Source organism: Microbacterium umsixpiens, from assembly GCF_053543675.1.
In genome coordinates this window covers 1-22,898 of sequence record NZ_JBLVOH010000236.1, presented here as the reverse complement: position 1 = coordinate 22,898, position 22,898 = coordinate 1, and the positions used below count along the sequence as shown (strand labels likewise).

21 protein-coding genes are annotated in these 22,898 nt (G+C 68.8%); all 21 read right to left on the bottom strand.

From position 1 onward, the window contains the following. Nucleotides 1-1,411 (bottom strand): pyruvate kinase (gene pyk / locus ACNPM4_RS19785; RefSeq protein ID WP_448986898.1); only part of this gene is annotated, 1,411 nt, incomplete at its 3' end. 58 nt (nucleotides 1,412-1,469) lie between these two features. Next, complete coding sequence (locus ACNPM4_RS19780; protein WP_448986897.1) at nucleotides 1,470-2,936, bottom strand: glutamate synthase subunit beta; 1,467 nt, start codon at nucleotides 2,934-2,936, stop codon at nucleotides 1,470-1,472. Next, nucleotides 2,929-7,452: a glutamate synthase large subunit gene (gene gltB / locus ACNPM4_RS19775; protein ID WP_448986900.1), complete on the bottom strand. Its 4,524-nt coding sequence runs from the start codon at nucleotides 7,450-7,452 to the stop codon at nucleotides 2,929-2,931. Before gltB ends, ACNPM4_RS19780 begins: the two co-directional genes overlap by 8 nt. 145 nt (nucleotides 7,453-7,597) lie before the next feature. Continuing rightward, nucleotides 7,598-8,623, bottom strand: a complete 1,026-nt coding sequence (lgt, locus tag ACNPM4_RS19770) for a prolipoprotein diacylglyceryl transferase (protein ID WP_448986896.1) — start codon at nucleotides 8,621-8,623, stop codon at nucleotides 7,598-7,600. 10 nt (nucleotides 8,624-8,633) lie between these two features. Then, complete coding sequence (gene trpA / locus ACNPM4_RS19765; protein ID WP_448986895.1) at nucleotides 8,634-9,437, bottom strand: tryptophan synthase subunit alpha; 804 nt, start codon at nucleotides 9,435-9,437, stop codon at nucleotides 8,634-8,636. Next, nucleotides 9,434-10,702 (bottom strand): tryptophan synthase subunit beta, encoded by a 1,269-nt coding sequence (gene trpB, locus ACNPM4_RS19760; RefSeq protein WP_167633587.1) that lies wholly within the window; start codon nucleotides 10,700-10,702, stop codon nucleotides 9,434-9,436. The genes trpA and trpB overlap by 4 nt, the downstream gene beginning before the upstream one ends. After that, complete coding sequence (gene trpC, locus ACNPM4_RS19755; RefSeq protein WP_448986899.1) at nucleotides 10,702-11,472, bottom strand: indole-3-glycerol phosphate synthase TrpC; 771 nt, start codon at nucleotides 11,470-11,472, stop codon at nucleotides 10,702-10,704. The genes trpB and trpC overlap by 1 nt, the downstream gene beginning before the upstream one ends. Nucleotides 11,473-11,474: 2 nt before the next feature. Continuing rightward, nucleotides 11,475-11,705, bottom strand: coding sequence for an HGxxPAAW family protein (locus ACNPM4_RS19750; protein WP_029263367.1), 231 nt, complete (start codon nucleotides 11,703-11,705; stop codon nucleotides 11,475-11,477). Nucleotides 11,706-11,752: 47 nt separating this feature from the next. Beyond that, entirely contained in the window at nucleotides 11,753-12,340 is a 588-nt protein-coding gene (locus ACNPM4_RS19745) for a Trp biosynthesis-associated membrane protein (RefSeq protein ID WP_105709944.1), read from the bottom strand. Next, nucleotides 12,337-12,696, bottom strand: coding sequence for a phosphoribosyl-AMP cyclohydrolase (hisI, locus tag ACNPM4_RS19740; protein ID WP_029263365.1), 360 nt, complete (start codon nucleotides 12,694-12,696; stop codon nucleotides 12,337-12,339). Before hisI ends, ACNPM4_RS19745 begins: the two co-directional genes overlap by 4 nt. Further along, nucleotides 12,693-13,454, bottom strand: a complete 762-nt coding sequence (gene hisF, locus ACNPM4_RS19735) for an imidazole glycerol phosphate synthase subunit HisF (protein ID WP_448986894.1) — start codon at nucleotides 13,452-13,454, stop codon at nucleotides 12,693-12,695. Before hisF ends, hisI begins: the two co-directional genes overlap by 4 nt. Then, nucleotides 13,454-14,296, bottom strand: a complete 843-nt coding sequence (gene hisG / locus ACNPM4_RS19730; RefSeq protein ID WP_105709945.1) for an ATP phosphoribosyltransferase — start codon at nucleotides 14,294-14,296, stop codon at nucleotides 13,454-13,456. Before hisG ends, hisF begins: the two co-directional genes overlap by 1 nt. A 38-nt stretch (nucleotides 14,297-14,334) precedes the next feature. After that, on the bottom strand, nucleotides 14,335-14,598 hold the full coding sequence (locus ACNPM4_RS19725) for a phosphoribosyl-ATP diphosphatase (RefSeq protein WP_017202142.1): 264 nt from the start codon (nucleotides 14,596-14,598) through the stop codon (nucleotides 14,335-14,337). Further along, the gene (rpe, locus tag ACNPM4_RS19720) at nucleotides 14,595-15,275 is read right to left on the bottom strand and encodes a ribulose-phosphate 3-epimerase (RefSeq protein ID WP_105709946.1); all 681 of its coding nucleotides are present in this window, start codon (nucleotides 15,273-15,275) and stop codon (nucleotides 14,595-14,597) included. Before rpe ends, ACNPM4_RS19725 begins: the two co-directional genes overlap by 4 nt. Nucleotides 15,276-15,279: 4 nt before the next feature. Then, complete coding sequence (locus ACNPM4_RS19715) at nucleotides 15,280-16,776, bottom strand: RsmB/NOP family class I SAM-dependent RNA methyltransferase (protein WP_262000946.1); 1,497 nt, start codon at nucleotides 16,774-16,776, stop codon at nucleotides 15,280-15,282. After that, nucleotides 16,773-17,693 (bottom strand): methionyl-tRNA formyltransferase, encoded by a 921-nt coding sequence (gene fmt, locus ACNPM4_RS19710; RefSeq protein WP_448986893.1) that lies wholly within the window; start codon nucleotides 17,691-17,693, stop codon nucleotides 16,773-16,775. The genes ACNPM4_RS19715 and fmt overlap by 4 nt, the downstream gene beginning before the upstream one ends. An 18-nt stretch (nucleotides 17,694-17,711) precedes the next feature. Next, nucleotides 17,712-19,670, bottom strand: coding sequence for a primosomal protein N' family DNA-binding protein (locus tag ACNPM4_RS19705; protein WP_448986892.1), 1,959 nt, complete (start codon nucleotides 19,668-19,670; stop codon nucleotides 17,712-17,714). A 16-nt stretch (nucleotides 19,671-19,686) separates the two neighbouring features. After that, nucleotides 19,687-20,880, bottom strand: coding sequence for a methionine adenosyltransferase (gene metK, locus ACNPM4_RS19700; protein WP_091036423.1), 1,194 nt, complete (start codon nucleotides 20,878-20,880; stop codon nucleotides 19,687-19,689). Nucleotides 20,881-20,968: 88 nt separating this feature from the next. Beyond that, entirely contained in the window at nucleotides 20,969-21,223 is a 255-nt protein-coding gene (gene rpoZ, locus ACNPM4_RS19695; RefSeq protein WP_017204385.1) for a DNA-directed RNA polymerase subunit omega, read from the bottom strand. Between the two features lie 66 nt (nucleotides 21,224-21,289). Then, nucleotides 21,290-22,201, bottom strand: a complete 912-nt coding sequence (gmk, locus tag ACNPM4_RS19690) for a guanylate kinase (RefSeq protein ID WP_029263357.1) — start codon at nucleotides 22,199-22,201, stop codon at nucleotides 21,290-21,292. Then, a partial coding sequence (gene pyrF, locus ACNPM4_RS19685) for an orotidine-5'-phosphate decarboxylase (protein ID WP_448986891.1) occupies nucleotides 22,194-22,898 on the bottom strand: 705 nt, incomplete at its 5' end. The genes gmk and pyrF, both read right to left, overlap by 8 nt.

The following is a 22,898-nucleotide window of genomic DNA, read 5'->3' as shown; positions in this document are numbered from 1 at the left end:
TCGCATCGCCGACCTTGTGCACGCGAAGGTCGTTCGTCGATCCGATGATTCCGGGAGGGGAACCGGAGATCACGACGACCTTGTCCCCTTCCTCGGCCAGCTTGTTGCCGAGCAGATACTCGTCGACCTGGTGATACATCAGGTCGGTGTGCTGCACCATGTCGACCAGGGTCGAGCGGATGCCCCACGTGAGGGCCATACGGCGGCGGATGTCGGGCTCCGGCGTGAACGCGATCATCGGGATGCGCGAGCGCAGGCGCGAGAGACGACGCGCGGAGTCACCCGACTGCGTGAACACGCAGAGGAACTTCGCGTCGACGAACTCGGCGACCTCGAGGGCGGCCAGGGTGATCGCACCACCCTGGGTGCGGGGCTTGGCCGTGAGCGGCGCGATGCGCTCCAGGCCGTGCTCCTCGGTCGACTCGATGATGCGAGCCATGGTCTCGACCACGACGACCGGGTAGTCGCCGACGCTGGTCTCACCGGAGAGCATGACCGCGTCCGCACCGTCGAGCACCGCGTTCGCGACGTCCGAGGTCTCGGCGCGCGTCGGCACGGGGCTGTTGATCATCGACTCGAGCATCTGCGTCGCGACGATGACGGGCTTCGCCATACGGCGCGCGATCTCGACGGCGCGCTTCTGCACGATCGGCACGGCCTCGAGCGGAAGCTCGACACCCAGGTCGCCTCGGGCGACCATGATCGAATCGAAGGCGTCGACGATCTCTTCGAGTGCGTCGACGGCCTGCGGCTTCTCGACCTTGGCGATGACGGGGACGCGAACGCCCTCTTCCGCCATGATCTCGTGCACGCGAGTGACATCGGAGGCGTTGCGCACGAACGACAGGGCGATCAGATCGGCGCCGATGCGCAGACCCCAACGCAGGTCGTCCTCGTCCTTCTCGCTCAATGCGGGGACGTTCACGGCGACACCGGGCAGGTTGATGCCCTTGTTGTTGGATACGGCGCCCGCGACGATGACCTTCGTGGTGACGGTCACACCGTCGGTCTCGACGACCTCGACACGGACCTTGCCGTCGTCGATGAGGAGGAAGTCACCGGGCTTGACGTCCTGCGGGAGGCCCTTGAAGGTCGTTCCGCAGATGTCCTTGTTGCCGATGATGTCTTCGGTGGTGATCTTGAAGATGTCGCCCTTGGCGAGCTCGTACGGGCCGTTCTCGAACTTGCCGAGACGGATCTTCGGTCCCTGCAGGTCGACGAGGATGGCGACCGGGCGACCGGCGTCCTCTGCGGCACGACGCACGTTGGCGTAGTTGTTCTCGTGCACGGAGTAGTCACCGTGGCTGAGGTTCAGTCGAGCGACGTCCACCCCCGCATCGATCAGTGCACGCACCGTCTCATAGGTGGAGGTGGCGGGGCCCAGGGTGGCGACGATTTTCGCGCGTCTCAAAGATTTCTCCAGGGTAGAAGTGGGGGAAGGTGAATCAGGCGACGGTGCCGGCCTCAGCCTACGCGGGCTGGAGACCGATCGCGACATCGCTCGGGCGCACCGGCTCGGGAAGAACCGTGGTGCCCATCAGGAACCGATCGACGTTCGCGGCGGCCGCGCGGCCCTCGGCGATGGCCCAGACGATGAGTGACTGTCCACGGCCGGCGTCGCCGGCGCCGAACACGCCGGGAACCGTCGACTCGTAGCCGTTGTCGCGACGAAACGCGCCACGGTCGGTGACCTGCGGGAGCGTCTCCTCGGTGTAGCCGTCCTGCTCAGGGCCGGTGAAACCCATGGCGATGAGGATCAGGTCGGCCGGGATCTCGCGCTCGGTGCCACTCTTGGGCACGCGACGACCGTCGATGTACTCGGTCTCGGCCACCCGAAGCGCACGGACCTCGCCGACCTCGTTGCCGAGGAACTCGACGGTCGACGCGAGGAACACCCGCTCGCCGCCCTCCTCGTGCGCAGAGGAGACCTCGAACAGGGTCGGCATCATCGGCCACGGCTGGTGGTCGGGACGCGCGTCGCCCGGCTGCTTGCCGATCGCGAGGTTGGTGACGCTCAGCGCGCCCTGACGGTGTGCGGTGCCGATGCAGTCTGCGCCGGTGTCGCCGCCGCCGATGACGATGACATGCTTGCCTTCGGCGCTGATCTGGTCAGGGACCTTGTCGCCGGCGACCACGTGGTTGGACTCGACCAGGTACTCCATGGCGAAGTGCACGCCATCGAGGTCGCGTCCGGGGATCGCGAGATCACGCGGCACCGTCGAACCGGTCGCGATGACGACCGCGTCGTAGCGCGCGCGAAGGTCGGGCCAGGAGATGTCCTTGCCGATCTCGACGCCCGCGCGGAAGCGGGTGCCCTCCTCCTGCATCTGGCGCAGGCGCGACTCGAGCTGAGACTTCTCCATCTTGAAGTCCGGGATGCCGTAGCGCAGCAGACCGCCGATGCGGTCGTCGCGCTCGAAGACCGCGACGGTGTGGCCGGCACGCGTGAGCTGCTGGGCGGCGGCGAGACCCGCGGGCCCCGATCCGACGACCGCGACGGTCTTGCCGGTCAGGCGCTCCGGCGGCTCCGCCTCGACCCAGCCCTTGGCGAAGGCCTCGTCGATGATCGAGACCTCGATCTGCTTGATGGTCACGGCGGGCTGGTTGATGCCGAGCACGCACGAGCTCTCGCACGGTGCGGGGCACAGACGACCGGTGAACTCCGGGAAGTTGTTCGTGGCGTGGAGCCGCTCGATCGCCTCGCGACCCTCGCCACGCCACGTCAGGTCGTTCCACTCGGGGATCAGGTTGCCGAGCGGGCAGCCCTGGTGGCAGAAAGGCACGCCGCAATCCATGCAGCGACCGGCCTGACGACGCAGGACCTGCTTGTCGCCCGGCTCATAGACCTCTTTCCAGTCCATGATGCGAACGGGCACGGGGCGACGGGCGGGAAGTTCCCGCTCGGTCACCTTCAGAAAGCCTTTGGGGTCAGCCACCGGTCACCTCCAGGATGCGGTTCCACACGATGTCGCCGTCGGGGTCGATCCCCTCGGCCAGCGCCTCCTCGCGCATGCTCCGCACGGCGGCGAAGTCACGAGGCAGCACCTTCACGAACTCGGCAGCGGTCTCCTCGAAGCTCTCGAGAAGCGCAGATGCTCGCGGCGAGGCCGTACGTTCGACGTGCGCGACCAGCAGGCTGCGCAGCACCTCGAGGTCGGCACGGTCGAGCGGTTCGAGCAGGAGCTCCCCGCTGCCGAGCGACTGGGCGTTCACCTTGCTCGTGTCGAGCGCGTGCACGTACGCCACTCCCCCGGACATGCCCGCACCGAAGTTGCGCCCGGTCGAGCCGAGGATCACGGCGAGTCCGCCGGTCATGTACTCCAGCGCGTGGTCGCCCACACCCTCGACGACCGCGGTCGCGCCCGAGTTGCGGACGAGGAAGCGCTCACCCACGACACCGGAGATGAACATCGTCCCCGAAGTTGCGCCGTAGCCGATCACGTTGCCGGCGATCACGTTCTCATGCGGAGCGATCGCAGAACCGCGCGGCGGACGGATGGTGATGTCGCCACCCGAGAGTCCCTTGCCGACGTAGTCGTTCGCGTCGCCCTCGAGGCGCAGCACGATCCCCGGCGGGAGGAAGGCACCGAGCGACTGTCCGGCGGTGCCGTGCAGCGTCACGTCGATGGTGCCCTCGGGCAGACCGGCGGCGCCGTGCCGCGAAGTCACCTGATGGCCCAGCATCGTGCCGACGGCGCGCTCGGTGTTGGCGATCGGCAGCTCGACCACGACGGGTTCGCCGTTGAGCAGTGCGCTCTTGGCGATGTCGATCAGCTGCACGTCGAAGTGCTTCTCGAGCTCGTGATCCTGCGTGCGACCGCTGCGACGTGGCTCGCCCGCCGGGAACACCGGACCTTCGAGAACGGGGGTGAGGTCGAGTCCGTCGGCCTTCCAGTGCTCGACCGCGGCGTTGACCTCGATGAGGTCGGCGCGGCCGACGATCTCGTCGATCGAGCGGTAGCCGAGCTCCGCGAGGAGCTCACGCACCTCTTCGGCGATGAACTCCATGAAGTTGACGACGAACTCCGGCTTGCCCGTGAACCGCTCTCGCAGCACCGGGTTCTGCGTCGCGACGCCCACGGGGCAGGTGTCGAGGTGGCAGACGCGCATCATGATGCACCCGCTGACCACGAGTGGCGCGGTGGCGAAGCCGAATTCCTCCGCACCCAGCAACGCGCCGATGATCACATCGCGGCCGGTCTTGAGCTGACCGTCGACCTGCACCACGACGCGGTCGCGCATGCCGTTGAGCATGAGCGTCTGCTGCGTCTCGGCGAGACCGAGCTCCCACGGTGTTCCCGCGTGCTTGAGGGAGTTCAAGGGACTCGCACCCGTTCCGCCGTCGTGGCCGGAGACCAGGATGACGTCGCTGAGCGCCTTGGCCACGCCGGCCGACACCGCGCCGATACCCGACTGGCTCACGAGCTTCGTGTGGATGCGCGCCTCGGGGTTCGCCCGCTTCAGGTCGAAGATGAGCTGCTTGAGGTCTTCGATCGAGTAGATGTCGTGGTGCGGCGGCGGGGAGATGAGCCCCACACCGGCCGTCGCGTGACGCGTTCGCGCCACCCACGGGTACACCTTGGTCGGAGGCAGCTGGCCGCCCTCGCCGGGCTTGGCGCCCTGAGCGAGCTTGATCTGGATGTCGTCCGACTCGGTCAGGTACAGGCTGGTCACGCCGAAGCGCCCGGAGGCCACCTGCTTGATCGAGCTGCGGCGCTGGGGGTCGAGCAGCCGGTCCGGATCCTCGCCGCCCTCACCGGTGTTCGACTTGCCGCCGATGCTGTTCATCGCGATCGCGAGCGTCTCGTGCGCCTCACGGGAGATCGAGCCGTAGCTCATGGCTCCCGTGGAGAAGCGCTTGACGATCGCGGACACCGGCTCGACCTCGTCCAGCGGCACGGGCTTGCGGGTTCCGGTTCGCAGCTGGAACAGGCCGCGCAGCGTCTTCAGCTCGGCAGCCTGCTCGTCGACGAGCTTCGTGTACTCGCGGAAGATGTCGTAGCGCCGGGTGCGGGTCGAGTGCTGCAGCTTGAACACCGTCTCCGGGTTGAAGAGGTGCGGCGAGCCGTCGCGCCGCCACTGGTACTCGCCTCCGGTCCACAGCCGCTCGTGCGCACGCGCCGCGGCATCCTCCGGGTAGGCGTAGTCATGACGCGCCTGGTTCTCGGCGAAGATCTCTTCGATGCCGATGCCACCGAGCTTGGACTCGGTGCGGGTGAAGTACGCGTCGATGAACTCCTGGCTGAGGCCGATCGCCTCGAACACCTGGGCACCCGCATACGACGACACCGTGGAGATGCCCATCTTCGACATGATCTTGAGCACACCCTTGCCCAGCGCGTAGATCAGGTTCTTGACGGCCTTCTCGGGCGTGATCCCGGTGATGTAGCCGGTGCGCACCAGGTGCTCGACCGACTCCATCGCCAGGTACGGGTTGACGGCGGAGGCACCGTAACCGATCAGGGTCGCGACGTGGTGAACCTCGCGAACGTCACCGGCTTCGACGATGAGACCGACCTTCATGCGGTTCTCGCGCCGGATGAGGTGGTGGTGGATCGCCGAGACCATGAGCAGCGACGGGATGGGAGTGAGGTCCTTGTTCGAGTCACGGTCGGACAGGATGATGAACTCGGCACCGTTCGCGATCGCCTCGTCGACCTCGGCGCACATCTCCGTGAGACGGTCCTGCAGCGTCTGGGGGCCGGCGTCGAAGTGGTACAGACCGCGAATGGTCGCGCTCGACCGACCGGGCATGGCCTTGTCGATGTGGCGGATCTTCGCGAGCTCATCATTGTCGATCACCGGGAAGTCGAGCGACACGGTGCGCGTGTGCTCCGGACCCCAGGAGAGCAGGTTGCTCTCGGGGCCGAGGCCCAGCTTGAGGCTCGTGACGACCTCTTCACGGATCGAGTCGAGCGGCGGGTTCGTGACCTGGGCGAACTGCTGCGTGAAGTAGTCGAACAGCAGGCGCGGACGCTTGCTGAGCACCGCGATCGGCGTGTCCGAGCCCATCGCGCCGAGAGGCTCGACACCGGTCTGCCCCATCGGGGTGAGGAGGATGCGGACCTCTTCCTCGGTGTATCCGAACGTGCGCTGACGACGGGTGATCGATGCGGGCGGGTGCACGATGTGCTCGCGCTCGGGCAGCTCGGCGAGCCGCACGGCGCCGGCATCCAGCCACTCCTGCCACGGGTGCATCGTGGCGAGATCGTGCTTGATCTCGCTGTCTTCGACGATGCGACGCTGCGAGGTGTCGACGAGGAACATCTTCCCCGGCTGCAGGCGTCCGCGACGCTTGATGCGCTCGGGCTCGAACTGCAGCACACCGGTCTCGGAACCGATCACGACCAGGCCGTCGGTCGTCTCGGTCCAGCGTCCGGGACGCAGACCGTTGCGGTCGAGCGTGGCGCCGACGAGCGTGCCGTCGGTGAAGATGAGGGCGGCCGGACCGTCCCACGGCTCCATCTGGTTGGAGTGGTACTCGTAGAACGAGCGCAGCTCCGGCGTGATGTCGGCCTGCTTCTCGTACGCCTCGGGAACCATCATCATGATGGCGTGCGGCAGACTGCGCCCGGTCAGGGTCAGCAGCTCGAGCACCTCGTCGAACGACGCGGAGTCGCTGGCGCCGTCGGTGCAGATCGGAAGCAGCGGTTGGATGTCGCCGAGAAGCTCGGACTCGAGCTGCGACTGGCGGGCGCGCATCCAGTTGCGGTTTCCGCCGACCGTGTTGATCTCGCCGTTGTGGGCGAGCATGCGCAGAGGCTGCGCGAGCGGCCACGACGGGAAGGTGTTCGTGGAGTAGCGGGAGTGCACGACGGCCAGCTCCGAGGCGAAGCGCTCGTCCTGCAGGTCGGGGTAGAACGGCTCGAGCTGCAGCGTCGTGACCATGCCCTTGTACCCGAGGGTGCGGGCCGAGAGGGAGACGAAGTAGGCGCCGAGCTCGTGTCCGGCGCGCTTGCGCAGCCGGTAGGCGACGCGGTCGAGGGCGATGCCCGTCAGAGGGGCATCGGTGTGGGTCGCTCCGCCGGCGCTGACGAACAGCTGCTCGAAAGCAGGACGCGCCTCATCGGCGAGCTTGCCGAGGTTCTCGTTGGCGGTGGGGACCTCGCGCCAGCCGAGGACGCGAAGTCCCTCGGAGCGGGCGATCTTCTCGATCCCGGCTTTCTGCTGGCGGCGCTCGCTCGAATCGCGAGGCAGGAAGGCCAGTCCAGCGGCGTACTCCCCCACGGGCGGCAGTTCGAAGCCGACGACTGCGCGGAGGAATGCATCGGGCATCTGCGTCAGGATGCCGGCGCCGTCCCCGGTGCCCGCATCGGAGCCGATGGCTCCGCGGTGCTCCAGGTTGCGCAGGGCCTCGAGGGCCAACGCGATGATGTCGTGCCCGGCTTCGCCGCGCAGGGTCGCGACCATGGCGAGGCCGCAGGCGTCTTTTTCGAACGCCGGGTTGTACATGCCCTGCTTCGGGGGGTAGGCGCCGGACGCGCCGTAGGGTGGCTGGAAATACACCAGTTACCGTCCTCAGATCTTCAGTGAAACCCGGGGACGACGTCGGCCCGCTCGTTCAGTGCAATGGTTCTCCCGCCACGAGGTGGCGTTGTTATCGGGAGCCGTTCTCGCTCGTGGGAGCAGTGCTTGTGGCAGTGGCTCCTGCGGTGACTTCCTCGGTCGGAGGCTCGCTCACGTCCACGAAGTCAGAGGGATTGTTCTGCGATTGTACATCAGCGTCGGCGTCGATCTTCTCGCGTCCCGGCTGGTACGGCGAGGGCTCGAGACCGGGGTGACGACGCGTCTGCACGACGAGGATCACCAGCCCGACGACGACGCCGATGATCGCTGCCCAGACGTTGCTGCGCAGGCCCAGGATGATCTCGCTCGGATCGATGCGGATGGACTCCCAGACGATGCGGCCCGCGCTGTACCAGATGAGGTAGATCGCGAACAGGCGTCCCCACTGGAAGAACAGCTTGCGGCCGAGCCACAGGAGCACCAGTACGCCCAGGCCGTTCCAGATCACCTCGTAGAGGAAGGTCGGGTGGAACAGGGTGCCTTCGGGCAGACCGGCAGGGAATGCCGAGTTCGTCGACTCGATCTCCAGCCCCCACGGCAGGTCGGTGGGAAGGCCGAAGAGCTCGTGGTTGAACCAGTTGCCGAAGCGGCCCATGGCCTGAGCGAGCAGCAGACCGGGCGCCAGCGCGTCGGCGAACGTCCAGAAGCGGATGCCCGTCCAGCGGCAGCCGAGGTACGCGCCGATGGCGCCGCCGATCAGAGCGCCGAAGATCGCGATCCCGCCCTCCCAGATGGCCCACACCGAACCGGGCTCGAACGGGTTCCAGGTGTTCCTGCCCTCGCCGAAGTAGAAGTTCGGGTGGGTGAGCACGTGGAAGATTCGGGCACCGATGATGGCCAGCGGCACGGCGAGGATCGAGATGTCGATCACGACCCACGGCTCCGCTCCGCGCTTGGTCAGGCGGTAGTTGGTCAGCAGCGTCGCCGCGATGATGCCCGCGATGATGCACAGCGCGTAGAAGTGGATCCGTACGGGTCCGAGGTCGATGTACGACACCGGAGGGCTCGGGATGCTGGCGAGCACGTTGGTGACGGTGCTGGGGAACGCGAGTGACATGAGTGCGATTCTAGTTCTCGGTATCGGGGCGCGCCGACGAGGTGCCGGCTGCCAGGTTTCGGGTGACCTCGGCGAGGGCGGGCACGCCGCCGTCACGGAGAGCGCGGACCAGTGCGGTCCCGACGATGGCGCCGTCAGCGTACTCCGACACACCGGCGATCTGTTCGGCGGTGGAGATGCCGATGCCCACGCACGCGCGGTGCGCCCCGTGTGCGCGGAGGCGGCCGACCAGGGTGCGGGCGGCGCGGTCGAGTTCGGCGCGCTCCCCCGTGATGCCCATGGTCGAGACCGTGTAGACGAAGCCGGTGGACGACTTCACCACGAGGTCGAGGCGCTCGTCCGAAGACGTGGGGGCAGCGAGGAACACGCGGTCGAGGCCGGTCCGCTTACTGGCGGCGATCCACTCCCCTGCGGCGTCGGGCGTGATGTCGGGTGTGATGAGTCCCGCGCCGCCCGCGGCGAGCAGGTCGTCGGCGTAGCGGTCGACGCCGTACTGCATGACCGGGTTCCAGTACGTCATCACGAGGACGGGCACGTCGGTGGCCGCGGTGATCGCACGGATCGCCGTGAAGAGGTCGGCCATCCGGAACCCCGCGGCGAGAGCCGTGGTGGTCGCCTCCTGGATGATCGCGCCGTCCATCACCGGGTCGCTGTACGGCGGGCCCAGCTCGATGATGTCGACGCCGTTCTCGGCCAGGGCGATGGCGGCCTGGATGCTCGTCTCGAGGTCGGGGAAACCGACCGGCAGATATCCGACGAAGGCGCTGCGACCGGCGTCCTGTGCGCGCTGGATCGCCTGTTCGACGCGACTCATAGCTGCGGCTCCCCCTTCGAGGCCGTGTCTTCGGCCTCGCTCTCCTCGGCGACGTCGTGCGCGAGCGCGGCTTCGTCGTACAGCGCGAAGTAGCGTGCGGCGGTGTCCATGTCCTTGTCGCCGCGGCCGGAGAGACAGATCGCGATGAGCCCATCCGGGCCCAGCTCGCGTCCGATGCGCAGAGCGCCGGCGAGAGCATGGGCCGACTCGATGGCCGGGATGATGCCCTCGGTGCGGCTGAGCAGCCGCAGCGCCTGCATCGCCTCGTCATCGGTGGCCGGGATGTACTCGGCGCGCCCGATGTCGGCGAGCCACGAGTGCTCCGGACCGACGCCCGGATAGTCGAGTCCGGCCGAGATGGAGTGCGACTCGATGGTCTGACCGTCTTCGTTCTGGAGCACGTACGTCTTGGCGCCGTGCAGCACACCGGGGCGCCCGCGCTCGATCGAGGCCGCGTGCTTCTCGGTGTCGACGCCGTCACCGGCTGCCTCCACGCCGTAGAGCTTGACGCCCTCGTCGTCGAGGAACGCATCGAACATGCCGATGGCGTTGGATCCGCCACCCACACAGGCGACGACCGCATCCGGGAGCCGACCGACCTCGTCGAGCAGCTGCGCGCGGGCCTCTTCGCCGATGATCTTCTGGAAGTCGCGCACCATCGCCGGGAACGGGTGCGGACCCGCGGCGGTGCCGAAGATGTAGTTGGTCGTCTCGACCGATGCCACCCAGTCGCGGTAGGCGTCGTTGATCGCGTCCTTGAGCGTGCGCGAACCCGAGGTGACCGGGATGACCTCCGCGCCGAGAAGACGCATACGGGCGACGTTGAGCGCCTGACGCTCGGTGTCGACCTCGCCCATGTAGATCGTGCAGTCCAGACCGAAGAGTGCTGCGGCGGTCGCCGTGGCGACACCGTGTTGCCCGGCACCCGTCTCGGCGATCACGCGGGTCTTGCCGAGACGCTTCGTGAGCAGCGCCTGGCCGAGCACGTTGTTGATCTTGTGCGACCCCGTGTGGTTCAGGTCTTCACGCTTGAGGAAGACGCGCGCACCCCCGGCGTGCTCTGCGAACCGCGGCACCTCGGTGATGGCCGAGGGGCGTCCCGCATACGAGCTCAGGAGGTGTGCGAGCTCATCCCGGAAGGCCGGGTCGACGATCGCCTCCTCGTACGCGACGGTCAGCTCGTCGATCGCGGCGATGAGCGACTCGGGCATGAAGCGCCCGCCGAACTCGCCGAAGAAGGGGCCGTGCTGGTCGCGCAGGCTCATCATGCCTCCAGGAAACTCTTGAGGGTGGCGACGGGATCGCCGGTCACGAGCGCTTCGCCGATCAGGACGACGTCGGCGCCGGCGGAGCGGTAGTGCACCACATCGGCGGGCGTGAGCACCGCGGATTCGGCGATCTTGACCGCGGTCGTCGGGATGCGGTCGACCAGGCGTCCGAACAGGTCGCGGTCGAGCTCGAGGGTCTTCAGATCGCGTGCGTTCACACCGATCAACGGGGCGCCCAGATCGATCGCGGCCTCGAGCTCGTCGGCCGAGTGCGTCTCGACGAGAGGCGTCATGCCCAGCTCGCTGATGAAGCCGAACAGATCCCGAAGGACATCGGGTTCGAGACCGGCGACGATCAGCAGCACCAGATCGGCGCCCGCGGCTCGTGCCTCGAGCACCTGATAGCGGGTGGCGATGAAGTCCTTGCGCAGCACCGGCAGCGACACGCGCGCCGTGACGGCCTCGAGGTCGGCCAGGCTGCCGCCGAAGCGACGCTCCTCCGTGAGCACGCTGATCGCCGAGGCTCCACCCGTCTCGTACAGGGAGGCCTGCAGAGCAGGGTCGGGGATCTCGGCGAGTGCGCCGCGCGACGGGCTCGCCCGCTTGACTTCGGCGATGATCTTGACGCGATCGGCCGGGGCGAGGAACGAGAGTGCGTCCTTCGCGGCCGGGCGCGCAAGCGCCGCGCGTTCGACCGCATCCAGCGGGCGCGACAGAGCACGACGCTCAGCGTCTGCGACTGCGCCGGCCGTCAGGTCGGCGAGCACCATTAGTGCGCCTTCGGAGCGTACTTCGGACCCTTCACGCCGTAACCGGCCCTCGCGAGCACCCAACCCGCGATCGCACCGATCGGGACGAGCACCAGAGAGATCATGACGAGCACCGGCTGCTCGAAGCAGAATGCGACAGTCGCGGCGGCGACGCCGACCAGCATGATGACCACGGCGGTCCAGGCTGCAGGCGAGTGTCCGTGGCCGGGATCGGCGATCGGGTTGGTCATGTTCTCCTCCGGGGGACGACGTGCAGTTCGGAATCAGTCTATCGGGGTCAACGCGTCGGATCGGTTCCCCGGGACAGCTCGTCCCAGGAATCGACCGCGTCCACCGGGCCGTCGTGCGCGGCCTCGACGTGGTCGGTGCGGTACCGCCGCCCACCCGCCTTCCAGCCACGCCAAGTCGTGAGGACCACCACCGATGCGACGAGCAGGATCACCCATCCGACGAGGGCGATGTACGGCCACGCCGACGGCACGATGCTCGTGACGACCTCGTGGACAGCGCCACCACCGGCGAGACCCGTGACCTCGGTCACTGTCGCGGCGACGGCGTCGAACGGTTCGGTGAGGAGGAGCTGGATCGTCGACCAGCCGAGGAACAGCGCCGTCGCGGCCGCGAGCACGCCGAAGACGAGGCGCACGACCTTGCCGGAGATGGCGAGTGCCGCCCCGAGGGCGAGCACCGCGAGGCTGAGCGGAGCGAGCAGTACCAGGGCCGAGGCTCCCGGAACCAGGATCGCTTCGCCGGCATCTGCACGCTCCACCGTCAACCACGTCTGGGTCGACGAGATGATGCCGATCGCCCCGGCGAGCAGGAAGCCGGAGACAGAGAGCGAGCGACCGCGCTGCGCGATGCTCATGACTGATCCGCTCCCGTCGTCGCCTCGAGGTCGGTGGTGTCGAAACAGGTGCGCGTGCCGGTGTGACAGGCGGGGCCGGTCTGCGCGACCAGGAGCAGGATGGCGTCGCCGTCGCAGTCGAGGCGCGCCTCGTGAACCACCTGGATGTGGCCCGACGTGTCGCCCTTGCGCCAATACTCCTGGCGGGATCGGGACCAGTAGGTCGCCCGCCCTGAGGTCAGCGTGCGCCGCAGCGCCTCGGCATCGACCCACGCGAGCATCAGCACCTCATGCGTGTCGAACTGCTGCACGATCACCGGCGCGAGCCCGTCTGCGTTGAAGGCGACCTGGGCGATGCGCTCTTCCACGGAGGTCATCGGACCACCACCCCATCTGCGCGCAGGGCGTCCTTGACGTCGCCGACGGTGAGCGCCCCCGTGTGGAAGACGCTCGCCGCGAGCACGGCATCGGCTCCGGCCTTGATGGCCGGCGCGAAATCGGAGACCTGACCGGCACCGCCCGAAGCGATGACGGGCACGGAGGCCGCTTCCCGCATGAGTCGTACGAGCTCGAGGTCGAACCCGTCGCGCGTGCCGTCGGCATCGATCGAGTTGACCAGCAGCTCACCGGCGCCGCGCTCGACGGCCTCTCGCGCCCAGGCGACCGCGTCGAGGGTGGTCTGCGTGCGACCGCCGTGTGTCGTGACGACGAAGCCGGAGGGCGTGGTCGGCGCACGCTTCACGTCGAGCGACAGGACGAGCACCTGTGCACCGAAGCGGTCGGCGATCTCGCCGATCAGCTCGGGGCGTGCGATGGCGGCCGAGTTGACCCCCACCTTGTCGGCGCCGACCGAGAGCAGCCGGGCGACGTCTTCGGCGCTGCGCACTCCCCCGCCGACCGTGAGCGGCACGAAGACCTGCTCGGCGGTTCGCTGCACGACGTCGTAGGTCGTGGCTCGCGCATCGACCGTCGCGGTCACGTCGAGGAACGTGATCTCGTCGGCCCCCTGCGCCGCGTAGTGCCTGGCGAGTTCGACCGGGTCACCCATGTCGCGCAGGTTCTCGAAGTTCACGCCCTTGACGACACGGCCTTCGGCCACATCCAGACACGGGATGACACGACTGGCGAGAGTCATCAGAGCCTCGCGTTGTGGATGGCGGTGACCAGGATGGCGCGGGCGCCGAGCGCATAGAGCGCATCCATGACCGGGTTGACCCGCGTGCGCGCGACCATGACGCGTACGGCCACCCACTCCGGGTCCCGCAGCGGTGAGACGGTCGGCGACTCCACGCCACCGGCGATCTTCACGGCCTCATCGAGGAGAGCGACCGGCAGGTCGTAGTCGATCATCACGAAGCGGCGAGCGACCATGACGCCGCGAAGGCGGCGCAGGAGCGTCTCGGCACCCTCGGCATCGGTGGGGCCGGCGATGAGCACGGCCTCCGACTGCAGGATGACCGGACCGAAGACCTCGAGCCCGGCCTGGCGGAGTGTGGTCCCCGTCTCGACGACATCGGCGACCGCGTCGGCCACACCGAGTCGGACGGCCGATTCGACCGCTCCGTCGAGCGGAACGAGGTCTACCGCGATGTCGCGCTCGTCGAGGAACGCGTCGACCAGCCCCGGGTAGGAGGTGGCGATGCGCAGTCCGTCGAGCTCGGCCACGTCGGTGTAGCGACCGGTGGGTGCCGCGAAGCGGAACGTGGATCCCGCGAAGCCGAGTGCCTCGATCTCGCGTGCACCGGGCATGCGGGCGTCGAGCAGCAGGTCACGACCCGTGATGCCCACATCGATCGCACCGGAACCGACGTAGGTCGCGATGTCCTTGGGGCGGAGGAAGAAGAACTCGACGTCGTTGTCGGCGTCGATGACATGCAGGGTCTTGGGGTCCCGGCGTCCGGCGTAGCCCGCCTCGGCGAGCATGTCGGCGGCGGTCTCGGAGAGCGAGCCCTTGTTGGGAACGGCGATGCGCAGCATGGAGTGCTTTCAGTTCGAGAGGAGAGGAACGGAGCGCATCACAGATGTCGGTAGACGTCTTGCAGGCTGAGCCCCTTCGCGAGCATCATGACCTGGACGTGATAGAGGAGTTGCGAGATCTCCTCGGCGGCGGCCTCATCGGACTCGTACTCCGACGCCATCCACACCTCGGCGGCCTCTTCGACGATCTTCTTGCCGATCGTGTGCACGCCGCCGTCGAGCTCGGCGACCGTGCCCGATCCTTCGGGACGGGTCTCGGCCTTGACGCTGAGCTCGGCGAACAGCTCGTCGAAAGTCTTCACGATTCCAGGCTACCGGCTCGGGCGAGGTCTCTCAGCCGGGTGACGGCCGCCTCGATGTCGTCGGCGCCGTACACGGCCGAACCTGCGACGAAGGTGTCTGCTCCGGCGGCGGCGGCGTACTCGATCGTGCTGTCCGAGATACCGCCGTCGACCTGGAGCCAGACCGAGGAGCCGCGCCGACGCGCCTCCTCCGCCAGGGAGCGGAGCTTCGGCATCGTCTCGGGCATGAAACTCTGTCCGCCGAATCCCGGCTCGACCGTCATCACGAGGATCTGATCGAACTCGTCGAGCACATCGAACAGCGAATCAACCGGGGTTCCCGGCTTCACCGCGACGCCGGCGCGGGAACCGATGTCGCGCAGGCGCCGGGCGAGGGCCACAGGATCGGCGGCGGCCTCGAGGTGGAACGTGACGCTCGCCGCGCCGATCTCGGCATACTCGGGCGCCCAGCGCTCCGGGTCGGTGATCATCAGGTGCACGTCGAGCGGGATCGGGCTGGTCGCCTGGATGCGCTCGACCATCTGCGGCCCGAACGTCAGGTTGGGCACGAAGTGGTTGTCCATCACGTCGACATGCGCGAAGTCCGCTGTCGCGATGCGGGCGAGATCCGCCTGCATGTTCACGAAATCGGCGGCGAGGATGCTCGGGTTGATGCGGGGTGCGCGAGGCAGATCCACGGTCCTAGTCTTCCTTCCCTGTGGCGGTGACGGTTGCGGAGCGCTGCAGGAGCGCGAGGAACATCGCGTCGGTGCCGTGTCGATGCGGCCAGAGCTGTGCGCTGCCGGAACCGGAGCGCCCCTCGGTCGCGAGGTCTATCGGCGACCGGGAGACGTCGGCGATCGCTGCGCGGGCATCGAGCTCGACGATGTCGGTGCGCCCGCGCAGCACCTCCTGCACGACGCCCGTGGTCTCGGCGAGGTGGGGCGAGCATGTGACGTATGCGACGATCCCGCCCGGGGCGAGCGCGTCGAGCGCGGCGGAGAGCAGCTCCACCTGGAGCGGTACGAGCTCGGCCACGTCGGCGGGTGACTTGCGCCACCGAGCCTCGGGCCGGCGGCGCAGCGCACCCAAGCCTGTGCAGGGCGCGTCCACGAGGATCCGGTCGAACTCGCCGGCACGCGAGGCCGCGATCTCGCGGCCGTCCTGCTCGTGCACCACGATCTCGCCGGGGACAGCGCGGAGCGCCTTGCGCACCAGGCGCGCGCGGACGGGGACGACCTCGTTGGCCTCGAGGACGACATCCTTCTCGAGCGCGATCGCCGCCAGGAGCGCGGTCTTCCCACCCGGGCCGGCACAGAGATCGAGCCACCGCTCCCCCGCGGCGATCGGTGAGACTCCGGCCAGGGCGAGCGCGACGAGCTGGGAGCCCTCGTCCTGCACGCGCACCGTGCCGCCGGAGGCCTCGACCGACAGACGCGGATCGCCACCGGGAGAGGCGAAGGCCGTCGGCGCGTAGGGCAGACGAGGTTCGCCGGGCTCCGCGAGACCGGGCAGGGCGACGAGCGTCACATCGGGCGAGGCGTTGTCGGCCTCGAGGAGGGCGTCGAGCTCGGCGTCGCGACCTTCCGCCGCAAGGGCGCGACGGAGCGCCCGGATCACCCAGACCGGATGTGCGGAACGCAGCGCCAGGCGCTCGTCGTCGGAGCGCGCCTGCTCTTCGATGCGCTCCTGCCAGGCCTCCGCCGAATCCCGGGTGATGCGCCGCAGAACCGCGTTCGCGAAACTCGACGCTCCGCGACCTGATTCGATGGCGACCAGGTTCACCGACTCGTTCACCGCGGCGTGCGAGGCGACACGTGTCGCGAGCAGCTGGTGCACCGCGAGCCGGAGCGCATCGAGAACCGCCGGGTCGATGCCGTCTGTCGCACGATCTGCCGCCGAGGCGATGATCGCGTCATAGGTCCCGAGCCGTCGCAGGGTCCCATAGGTCAGCTCGGTCGCGAGCGCCGCGTCCTGAGCGGTGAGCTTCGCGTCGGCGATGGCCGAGGGAAGCACGAGGTTCGCGTACGCGTCGGTCTCGGAGACGGCACGCAGAACGTCGTAGGCCACCCGTCTCGCGGGCTGCACGGTGCGAGCGGGACCGCGCTGACCGCCGCGATGCCCCTCCGCCGAGCTCTGGGAGCCGCGGGGTCGACCGTTCGACGGCGTGCTTCGACGGTTGCGTCGCTCATCGCTCATGATCCGGCCACCAGCTCATCTCCCCCGCGCAGGCCGCGCCACCAGTCGACCGCGTTCATCGCTCCCTTGCCCGCAGGCTGCACCCTCGTGACGGCGAGTGCCCCGGTGCCCGTACCGATGTGCAGAGCGGTCTTGGTACCCCGGAGTCGTCCGGGGGGCAGCGATTCGGCATCCGTTGCCGGAGCCGCCTCGAGTACCTTGAGGGGCTGACCGGCGACGGTCGTGTGCGCTCCCGGCTCGGGAGTCACGCCGCGGAAGCGGGCGAACACGGCGTCGAGCGGCTGGTCCCAATCGAGCAGTCCGTCGGCGAGCGTGAGCTTGGCGGCGAAGGTCGGCTCGCCCTGCTGCGGAACCGCCCGCGCCGTGCCGTCCGCGACCGCGGAGACCACATCGGCCGTGAGGTCTGCTCCGTCCAGCGCGAGCGCCTCGAGCGCCTCTCCTGCGGTCGCCGTCTCGGGAACGTCGATCTCCCGCATGGCGAATACGTCACCGGCATCCAGCTCGGCGACGAGCTGGAACACGCTCGCACCGAGCACCCGATCCCCCGCGATGAGCGCGCGCTGCACGGGGGCGGCTCCCCGCCATGCGGGCAGCAGAGAGAAGTGCAGGTTGATCCACCCGGCGGTCGGGGCGGAGAGCAGCGGCTCGCGCACCAGCCCGCCGTACGCGACGATCACTCCGAGCTCGACCTGCAGCGCCGAGATCTCGGCTGTCGCGGCCTCGTCGAGCCGCGCCGTCTTGATCACGGGAAGACCCAGCTCGACGGCGGCCTGGGCGACCGGAGACGGCGTCAGCACCCGCCTTCTCCCGAGCGGTGCATCGGGTCGAGTGACGACCGCGGCGATGTCGTGCGAGGTCGCGAGACGTCGCAGGGTGGGCACGGCGGCAGCGGGTGTGCCGGCGAAGACGAGGCGCATGAAGGTTCTCCGGAAGGGTCAGAGCTCTGGTTCGAGGATATCGAGGCGGACGGAGAGCGTGCTCTTGGTCGCACGCCCCTTTCTGCGGCGGCCACTCACTGCTTCGGCGACGACAGCGGCGCGCAGGGCGGTCGCCACGCGAGGGCCCGAGCCGTAGTCGAACCTCACGAGGGCTCGCACCCGAGGGGGAACGTCGTCGGACTCGACGGGGACAGGGCCGAGTACGGCATCCCCGGGTAGGGCGAGCTCGGTGAGGGCGGCGAGAGCGTTCGCGACCGCCGGAACCGAGCCCTGGACCAGAGCCACTCTGGTCGTCGGAGGCATGTGCAGCGGCGCCCTGCTCTCCAGCTCAGACCGCGCGTGGCCTGCCTGGTTCCAGGTCGCAAGTGCCTTCGCCGCCGCACCGTTGACCCCGACGAGATGGATCGGCGCGCCGGGCGCGGCCAGGGCGGTCGCGTTCGACCACCATCGCAGACAGGATTCCGCGACGCGCAGGTCAGGCGCCTGGAGCATGCGAGGGCCGTCGAGGAGGACGACGGCACGGTATCCGCCCTCCGCGATCGGCTCCGCGCCGCGGGTCGCGACCACGAGCGCGGGTTTGGCCGGCACGCGCTCGACCGGGTGCGCACTGTCGGCGACGATCACGCGTACACCCGGGAACGCCCGCCCGAGCTCGTCGGCGGTGCGCTCGCTCCCTGAGGAGGCGAGTCGCAGCTTGGTCGAGGAGCACGCAGGGCACGCCCAGGCGCTGGCTGCCCGGCCACACCAGCCGCACACGGGCACTGCACCCCGATGCTTCGCGCCGAGCGGGCCGCCGCAGTGGGCGCATCGCGCCGGCGCGCGGCACTCGGCACAGACGAGCGAGGGCGAGAAGCCGGGTCGCGAGACCTGAACGAGCACCGGCCCCTCGGCCGCTGCGGTGCGCGCGGCGAGGAAGGCGGAGGACGGCATCCGCTGGGCCGTCGGCTGCTCCATCTCCTGCGGTGTGCTGAGCACGACGCGAGGAAGCACGCGGCGTGCCGCCCTCACATCCTGCAGCCAGCCGAGAACCACGAGGCGCTCCACATCCGTGGTGCGGGTGTGTCCCGCGAAGAGCAGCGCCGACCCCTCGAGCTCTTGTCGAAGGAGAGCCGCGTCGCGAGCGTTGACATACGGAGCGAGCGGCTCCCCCAGGAGCGGATCGCCGTCGTCCCAGATCGCGACCATCCCCGCCACGACCGGGGAGTACACGGCCGAGCGGTTGCCCACCACGATGCACGGCGCATCCTCGAGCGTGCGCAGGAATCCGCGGTAGCGGTCGGGATTCGTCTGCCGGGAGTCGTGGCGCACGACCGCTCCGGTGGGGACGAGAGCGTCGAGCGCCGCGAGGAGCCGGTCCAGATCACGGCTGTCGGGGACGACGATGATCGACGACTTGCCCGCCGCGAGCATCCGGGCCGCGGAAGATGCCAGCAGTCGGGCCCACCCCTGCAGGCCATCGACGAGCTGAGGAATCGCCTCCACGGCGGCGCGTCCGCCCGAGTCGAGCACGGCCCCGAGGCCCTCGTACAGTCCGACGGTGCCCTCGGCCACCGCGAGCGCCTCCGGGTCGGGCGTCTCCGCCGGCGCATCGGCGGTCCACGCCTTCTCGACACGCACCTGACGCTTGGGGATCACCAGACGCAGCACATCCGAGGCAGAGCCGGCTGCCCGGTCGGCCACCCGGCGCGCGAGCGTGTGCAGACGTTCCGGCAGGACCGGGACCTCCGACACGACGCTCTCCACCTCGGAGAGCGGGCGGTCCGCGTCGTCCTCGGTGCCGATCTCGACGACGTAGCCGTCGATCACGCGCCCAGCGGTGCGCAGCGGCACGCGGACCCGAACCCCGAGCGGGACGTCGCCCAGTTCCGCAGGGAGCGCGTAGTCGAAGAGCCGATCGAGTTGAGGCAGCGGGGAATCGAGGAGCACGCGCGCGATGCGCCGGCTCACCGGAGACATCAGGACCGCGGTCCCATCAGAGCCCGGCAGCGCGGCGCAGTTCTTCGACGCGGTCGGTGCGCTCCCACGTGAAATCAGGGAGTTCTCGACCGAAGTGACCGTATGCGGCCGTCTGGGCGTAGATCGGACGCAGCAGGTCGAGCTGCTCGATGATCGCCTGCGGACGCAGATCGAACACCGACGTGATCGCCTGTGTGATGACCTCGTCGGACACCTTGCCGGTGCCGAAGGTCTCGACGTAGAGACCGACCGGACGAGCGACACCGATCGCATAGGCGATCTGCACCTCGAGCCGGTCTGCGAGTCCCGCCGCCACCGCGTTCTTCGCCACCCATCGGGTCGCGTAGGCGCCGGAGCGGTCGACCTTCGACGGGTCCTTGCCGCTGAAGGCTCCTCCGCCGTGGCGGGAGGCGCCACCGTAGGTGTCGATGATGATCTTGCGGCCGGTGAGCCCGGCGTCTCCCTTGGGGCCACCGGTCACGAAGGGACCGGCCGGGTTGATGTAGAGGGTGACGTCGTCGAGGTCGAGACCGGTCGTGGCCAGCACGGGGTCGATGACGTGCTCGCGAACCTGCGCCTGCAGGTCTTCCTGCGAGATGTCGGGGTGATGCTGTGTCGAGACCACGACGGCGTCGACCGTCTTCGGGGTGAAGCCGTCGTAACCGAGGGTCACCTGGGTCTTGCCGTCGGGGCGGAGGAACGGCAGCACACCGGAGCGGCGCACCTCCGTCAGCCGCTCGGCGAGCCGGTGCGCGGTCCACGCGGCCATCGGCATGAGCTGCGGCGTCTCGTTCGTCGCGAAGCCGAACATGATGCCCTGGTCGCCGGCACCGAGGGCGTCGAGCGGATCGACCGACGATCCGTCGCGGTGCTCCTGAGCGCTGTCGACGCCGTGCGCGATGTCGGTCGACTGCTCGCCCACCGAGACACTGACACCGCAGGAGTCGCCGTCGAAGCCGGTCTCACTGGATGTGTAGCCGATGCCGTTCACGACCTGGCGGACGATCGTGGGGATGTCGACGTAGGCCTCGGTGCGGATCTCGCCGGCGACGTGCACGAGGCCCGTCGTGACGAGCGTCTCGACCGCCACGCGGGAGTCTCTGTCCTTGGCGATGAGCCCGTCGAGGATGCTGTCCGAGATCTGATCGCAGATCTTGTCCGGATGCCCCTCGGTGACGGACTCGGACGTGAACAGACGCAGGGCGCTCATCGAAACTCCAGAACGGGACGGACAGAGGGAGGGTGTTGCACCCATTCTGGACCGCGCCTCCGACAGAAGGGAGGCGCGGCCTCGAATATCACTCTGCGTGACGCAGGCGGAGCTTGTCCTCGTTGATCTCGTGCAGTGCGATGGTGAGCGGCTTGTCCTCGACGGAGGAGTCGACCAGCGGGCCCACGTTGTCGAAGAGGTTGCCCTCGTGCAGATCGGAGTAGTAATCGTTGATCTGGCGTGCGCGCTTGGCGGCGTAGATCACGAGCTCGTACTTGGAGTCGACGCGGTCGAGCAGGTTGTCGATGGGGGGATCGATGATGCCGTTGTTGTGTCCGGCCATGGTGAGACCTCCTGGTCAGGCGACGGGATCGTCGCGAAGTCGGTGCGAAATGGCGCGCGAAGACGCTCAGCGCGCAGAGCTTGAAGACAATTCTACGACCTCGCGGGCCGCCGTGGCGACGTCCTCGTTCACGATGAGGTGATCGAACTCGTTTTGAGCGGCGAGTTCGCCCTTCGCGGTGCGCAGTCGACGGGCGCGCTCCTCGGCATCTTCGGTGCCACGGCCGACCAGCCGGTGCACCAGTTCGTCCCAGCTCGGTGGCAGCAGGAAGATGAGCGTCGCGGCGGGCTCCGCGGCGCGCACCTGACGAGCGCCCTGCAGGTCGATCTCGAGCAGCACGGTCTTGCCTGCGGCCAGAGCCTCGTCAATGGGCCCCCGCGGCGTGCCGTAGCGCGACTTGTTGTGGACCACCGCGTACTCGAGGAGTTCCCCGTCGGCGATCAGCCGATCGAACTCCGCGTCGTCGACGAAGTAGTAGTGCACGCCGTGGATCTCGCCGGGGCGCGGGGGCCGTGTGGTCGCTGACACCGAGAGGTGGATCTCCGGGTTGTGCTCGCGGATGTGCGCGGCGACCGTGCCCTTGCCGACCGCGGTGGGGCCGGCGAGCACGAGGAGTCGACTCCGCGCTCCTCGCGCGCTCGGCGCGGGGAAGCGCGTGTCGAGCCATTCCTCGAGTACCCGGCGCTGACGAGCTCCGAGCCCACCGAGGCGCTTGACCGGAGAGATCTGCAGCTCCTCCAGTACCCGGTCGCGCTTGCCGGCACCGATCGCGGGGAGAGCGAGGAGGAAGTCGGTGATGCGCATCGACCCCTCGACGGAGTCGGCATCCGCGGTGGCGCGATGCAGAACTGTCTGCGGGGTCACCACCCGCATCGTGAGATCGCGCTTCACCGAAGCCCTGGCGCGCCGACGCTCCACGGCGCGGCGTGCGGCAGCAGCCCTGTCGACTTCGGGAACCGTGCGCTGCGCGTCAGACACCGGCCACCTCGAGGTACTCGGCGGCGCGTGCGGTGATCGCCTCGGCCAGATCCGCGGGACCCGCCGAGAGGATGCTGCGGCTCTCACTCGCGATCACCGCTTCCGACATCGGGCCGAAGCGGCGACGGAGGTCGGCCGGCGTGGCCCCCTGGGTGCCGAAACCGGGAGCGAGGATGGGAGCTGCCGGTGCGAAGGGCTCGATGCCGGCCAGGGTCCAGTCGACGGTCGCGCCGATCACGAAACCGAAACTCCCCCACCCCCCTGCCGCTGACTCCACGGCGTTGCGAGTGGAGACCTCGCTGATGACCACAGCGGACACCGTCGCACCCGTCGAGCCGGTGGAGCGCTGCAGGCCTTCGGCCTCGGGGTTGCTGGTCGCGGCGAGCACGAACAGCCCCTTGCCGTGGTCGGCGGCCAGCGCGAATGCCCCGTCGAGAGCACCGACTCCGAGGAACGGGTTGACCGTGAGCGCGTCGGCCTCCAGTGGTGAACCCGGAGTCAGCCACGCACGCGCGTAGTCGTCCATCGTCGAACCGATGTCTCCCCGCTTGGCGTCGGCGATCACGACGAGACCGGCCGCGCGTGCCGCTGCGAGAACATCTTCGAGTGCGGCGATGCCCTGGGAGCCGAAGCGCTCGAAGAACGAGACCTGGGGCTTGACGATGCCCACCCGCCCGGAAGCGGCCTCGACCGTGGG

Bases quoted from the DNA above. Each gene is read 5' to 3' on its own strand.
- gltB (WP_448986900.1), bottom strand. From the start codon at position 7,452: ATGTACAACCCGGCGTTCGAAAAAGACGCCTGCGGCCTCGCCATGGTC.
- lgt (WP_448986896.1), bottom strand. From the start codon at position 8,623: ATGTCACTCGCGTTCCCCAGCACCGTCACCAACGTGCTCGCCAGCATC.
- trpA (WP_448986895.1), bottom strand. From the start codon at position 9,437: ATGAGTCGCGTCGAACAGGCGATCCAGCGCGCACAGGACGCCGGTCGC.
- trpB (WP_167633587.1), bottom strand. From the start codon at position 10,702: ATGAGCCTGCGCGACCAGCACGGCCCCTTCTTCGGCGAGTTCGGCGGG.
- ACNPM4_RS19750 (WP_029263367.1), bottom strand. From the start codon at position 11,705: ATGACCAACCCGATCGCCGATCCCGGCCACGGACACTCGCCTGCAGCC.
- ACNPM4_RS19745 (WP_105709944.1), bottom strand. From the start codon at position 12,340: ATGAGCATCGCGCAGCGCGGTCGCTCGCTCTCTGTCTCCGGCTTCCTG.
- hisI (WP_029263365.1), bottom strand. From the start codon at position 12,696: ATGACCTCCGTGGAAGAGCGCATCGCCCAGGTCGCCTTCAACGCAGAC.
- hisF (WP_448986894.1), bottom strand. From the start codon at position 13,454: ATGACTCTCGCCAGTCGTGTCATCCCGTGTCTGGATGTGGCCGAAGGC.
- hisG (WP_105709945.1), bottom strand. From the start codon at position 14,296: ATGCTGCGCATCGCCGTTCCCAACAAGGGCTCGCTCTCCGAGACCGCC.
- ACNPM4_RS19715 (WP_262000946.1), bottom strand. From the start codon at position 16,776: ATGAGCGATGAGCGACGCAACCGTCGAAGCACGCCGTCGAACGGTCGA.
- fmt (WP_448986893.1), bottom strand. From the start codon at position 17,693: ATGCGCCTCGTCTTCGCCGGCACACCCGCTGCCGCCGTGCCCACCCTG.
- ACNPM4_RS19705 (WP_448986892.1), bottom strand. From the start codon at position 19,670: ATGTCTCCGGTGAGCCGGCGCATCGCGCGCGTGCTCCTCGATTCCCCG.
- metK (WP_091036423.1), bottom strand. From the start codon at position 20,880: ATGAGCGCCCTGCGTCTGTTCACGTCCGAGTCCGTCACCGAGGGGCAT.
- rpoZ (WP_017204385.1), bottom strand. From the start codon at position 21,223: ATGGCCGGACACAACAACGGCATCATCGATCCCCCCATCGACAACCTG.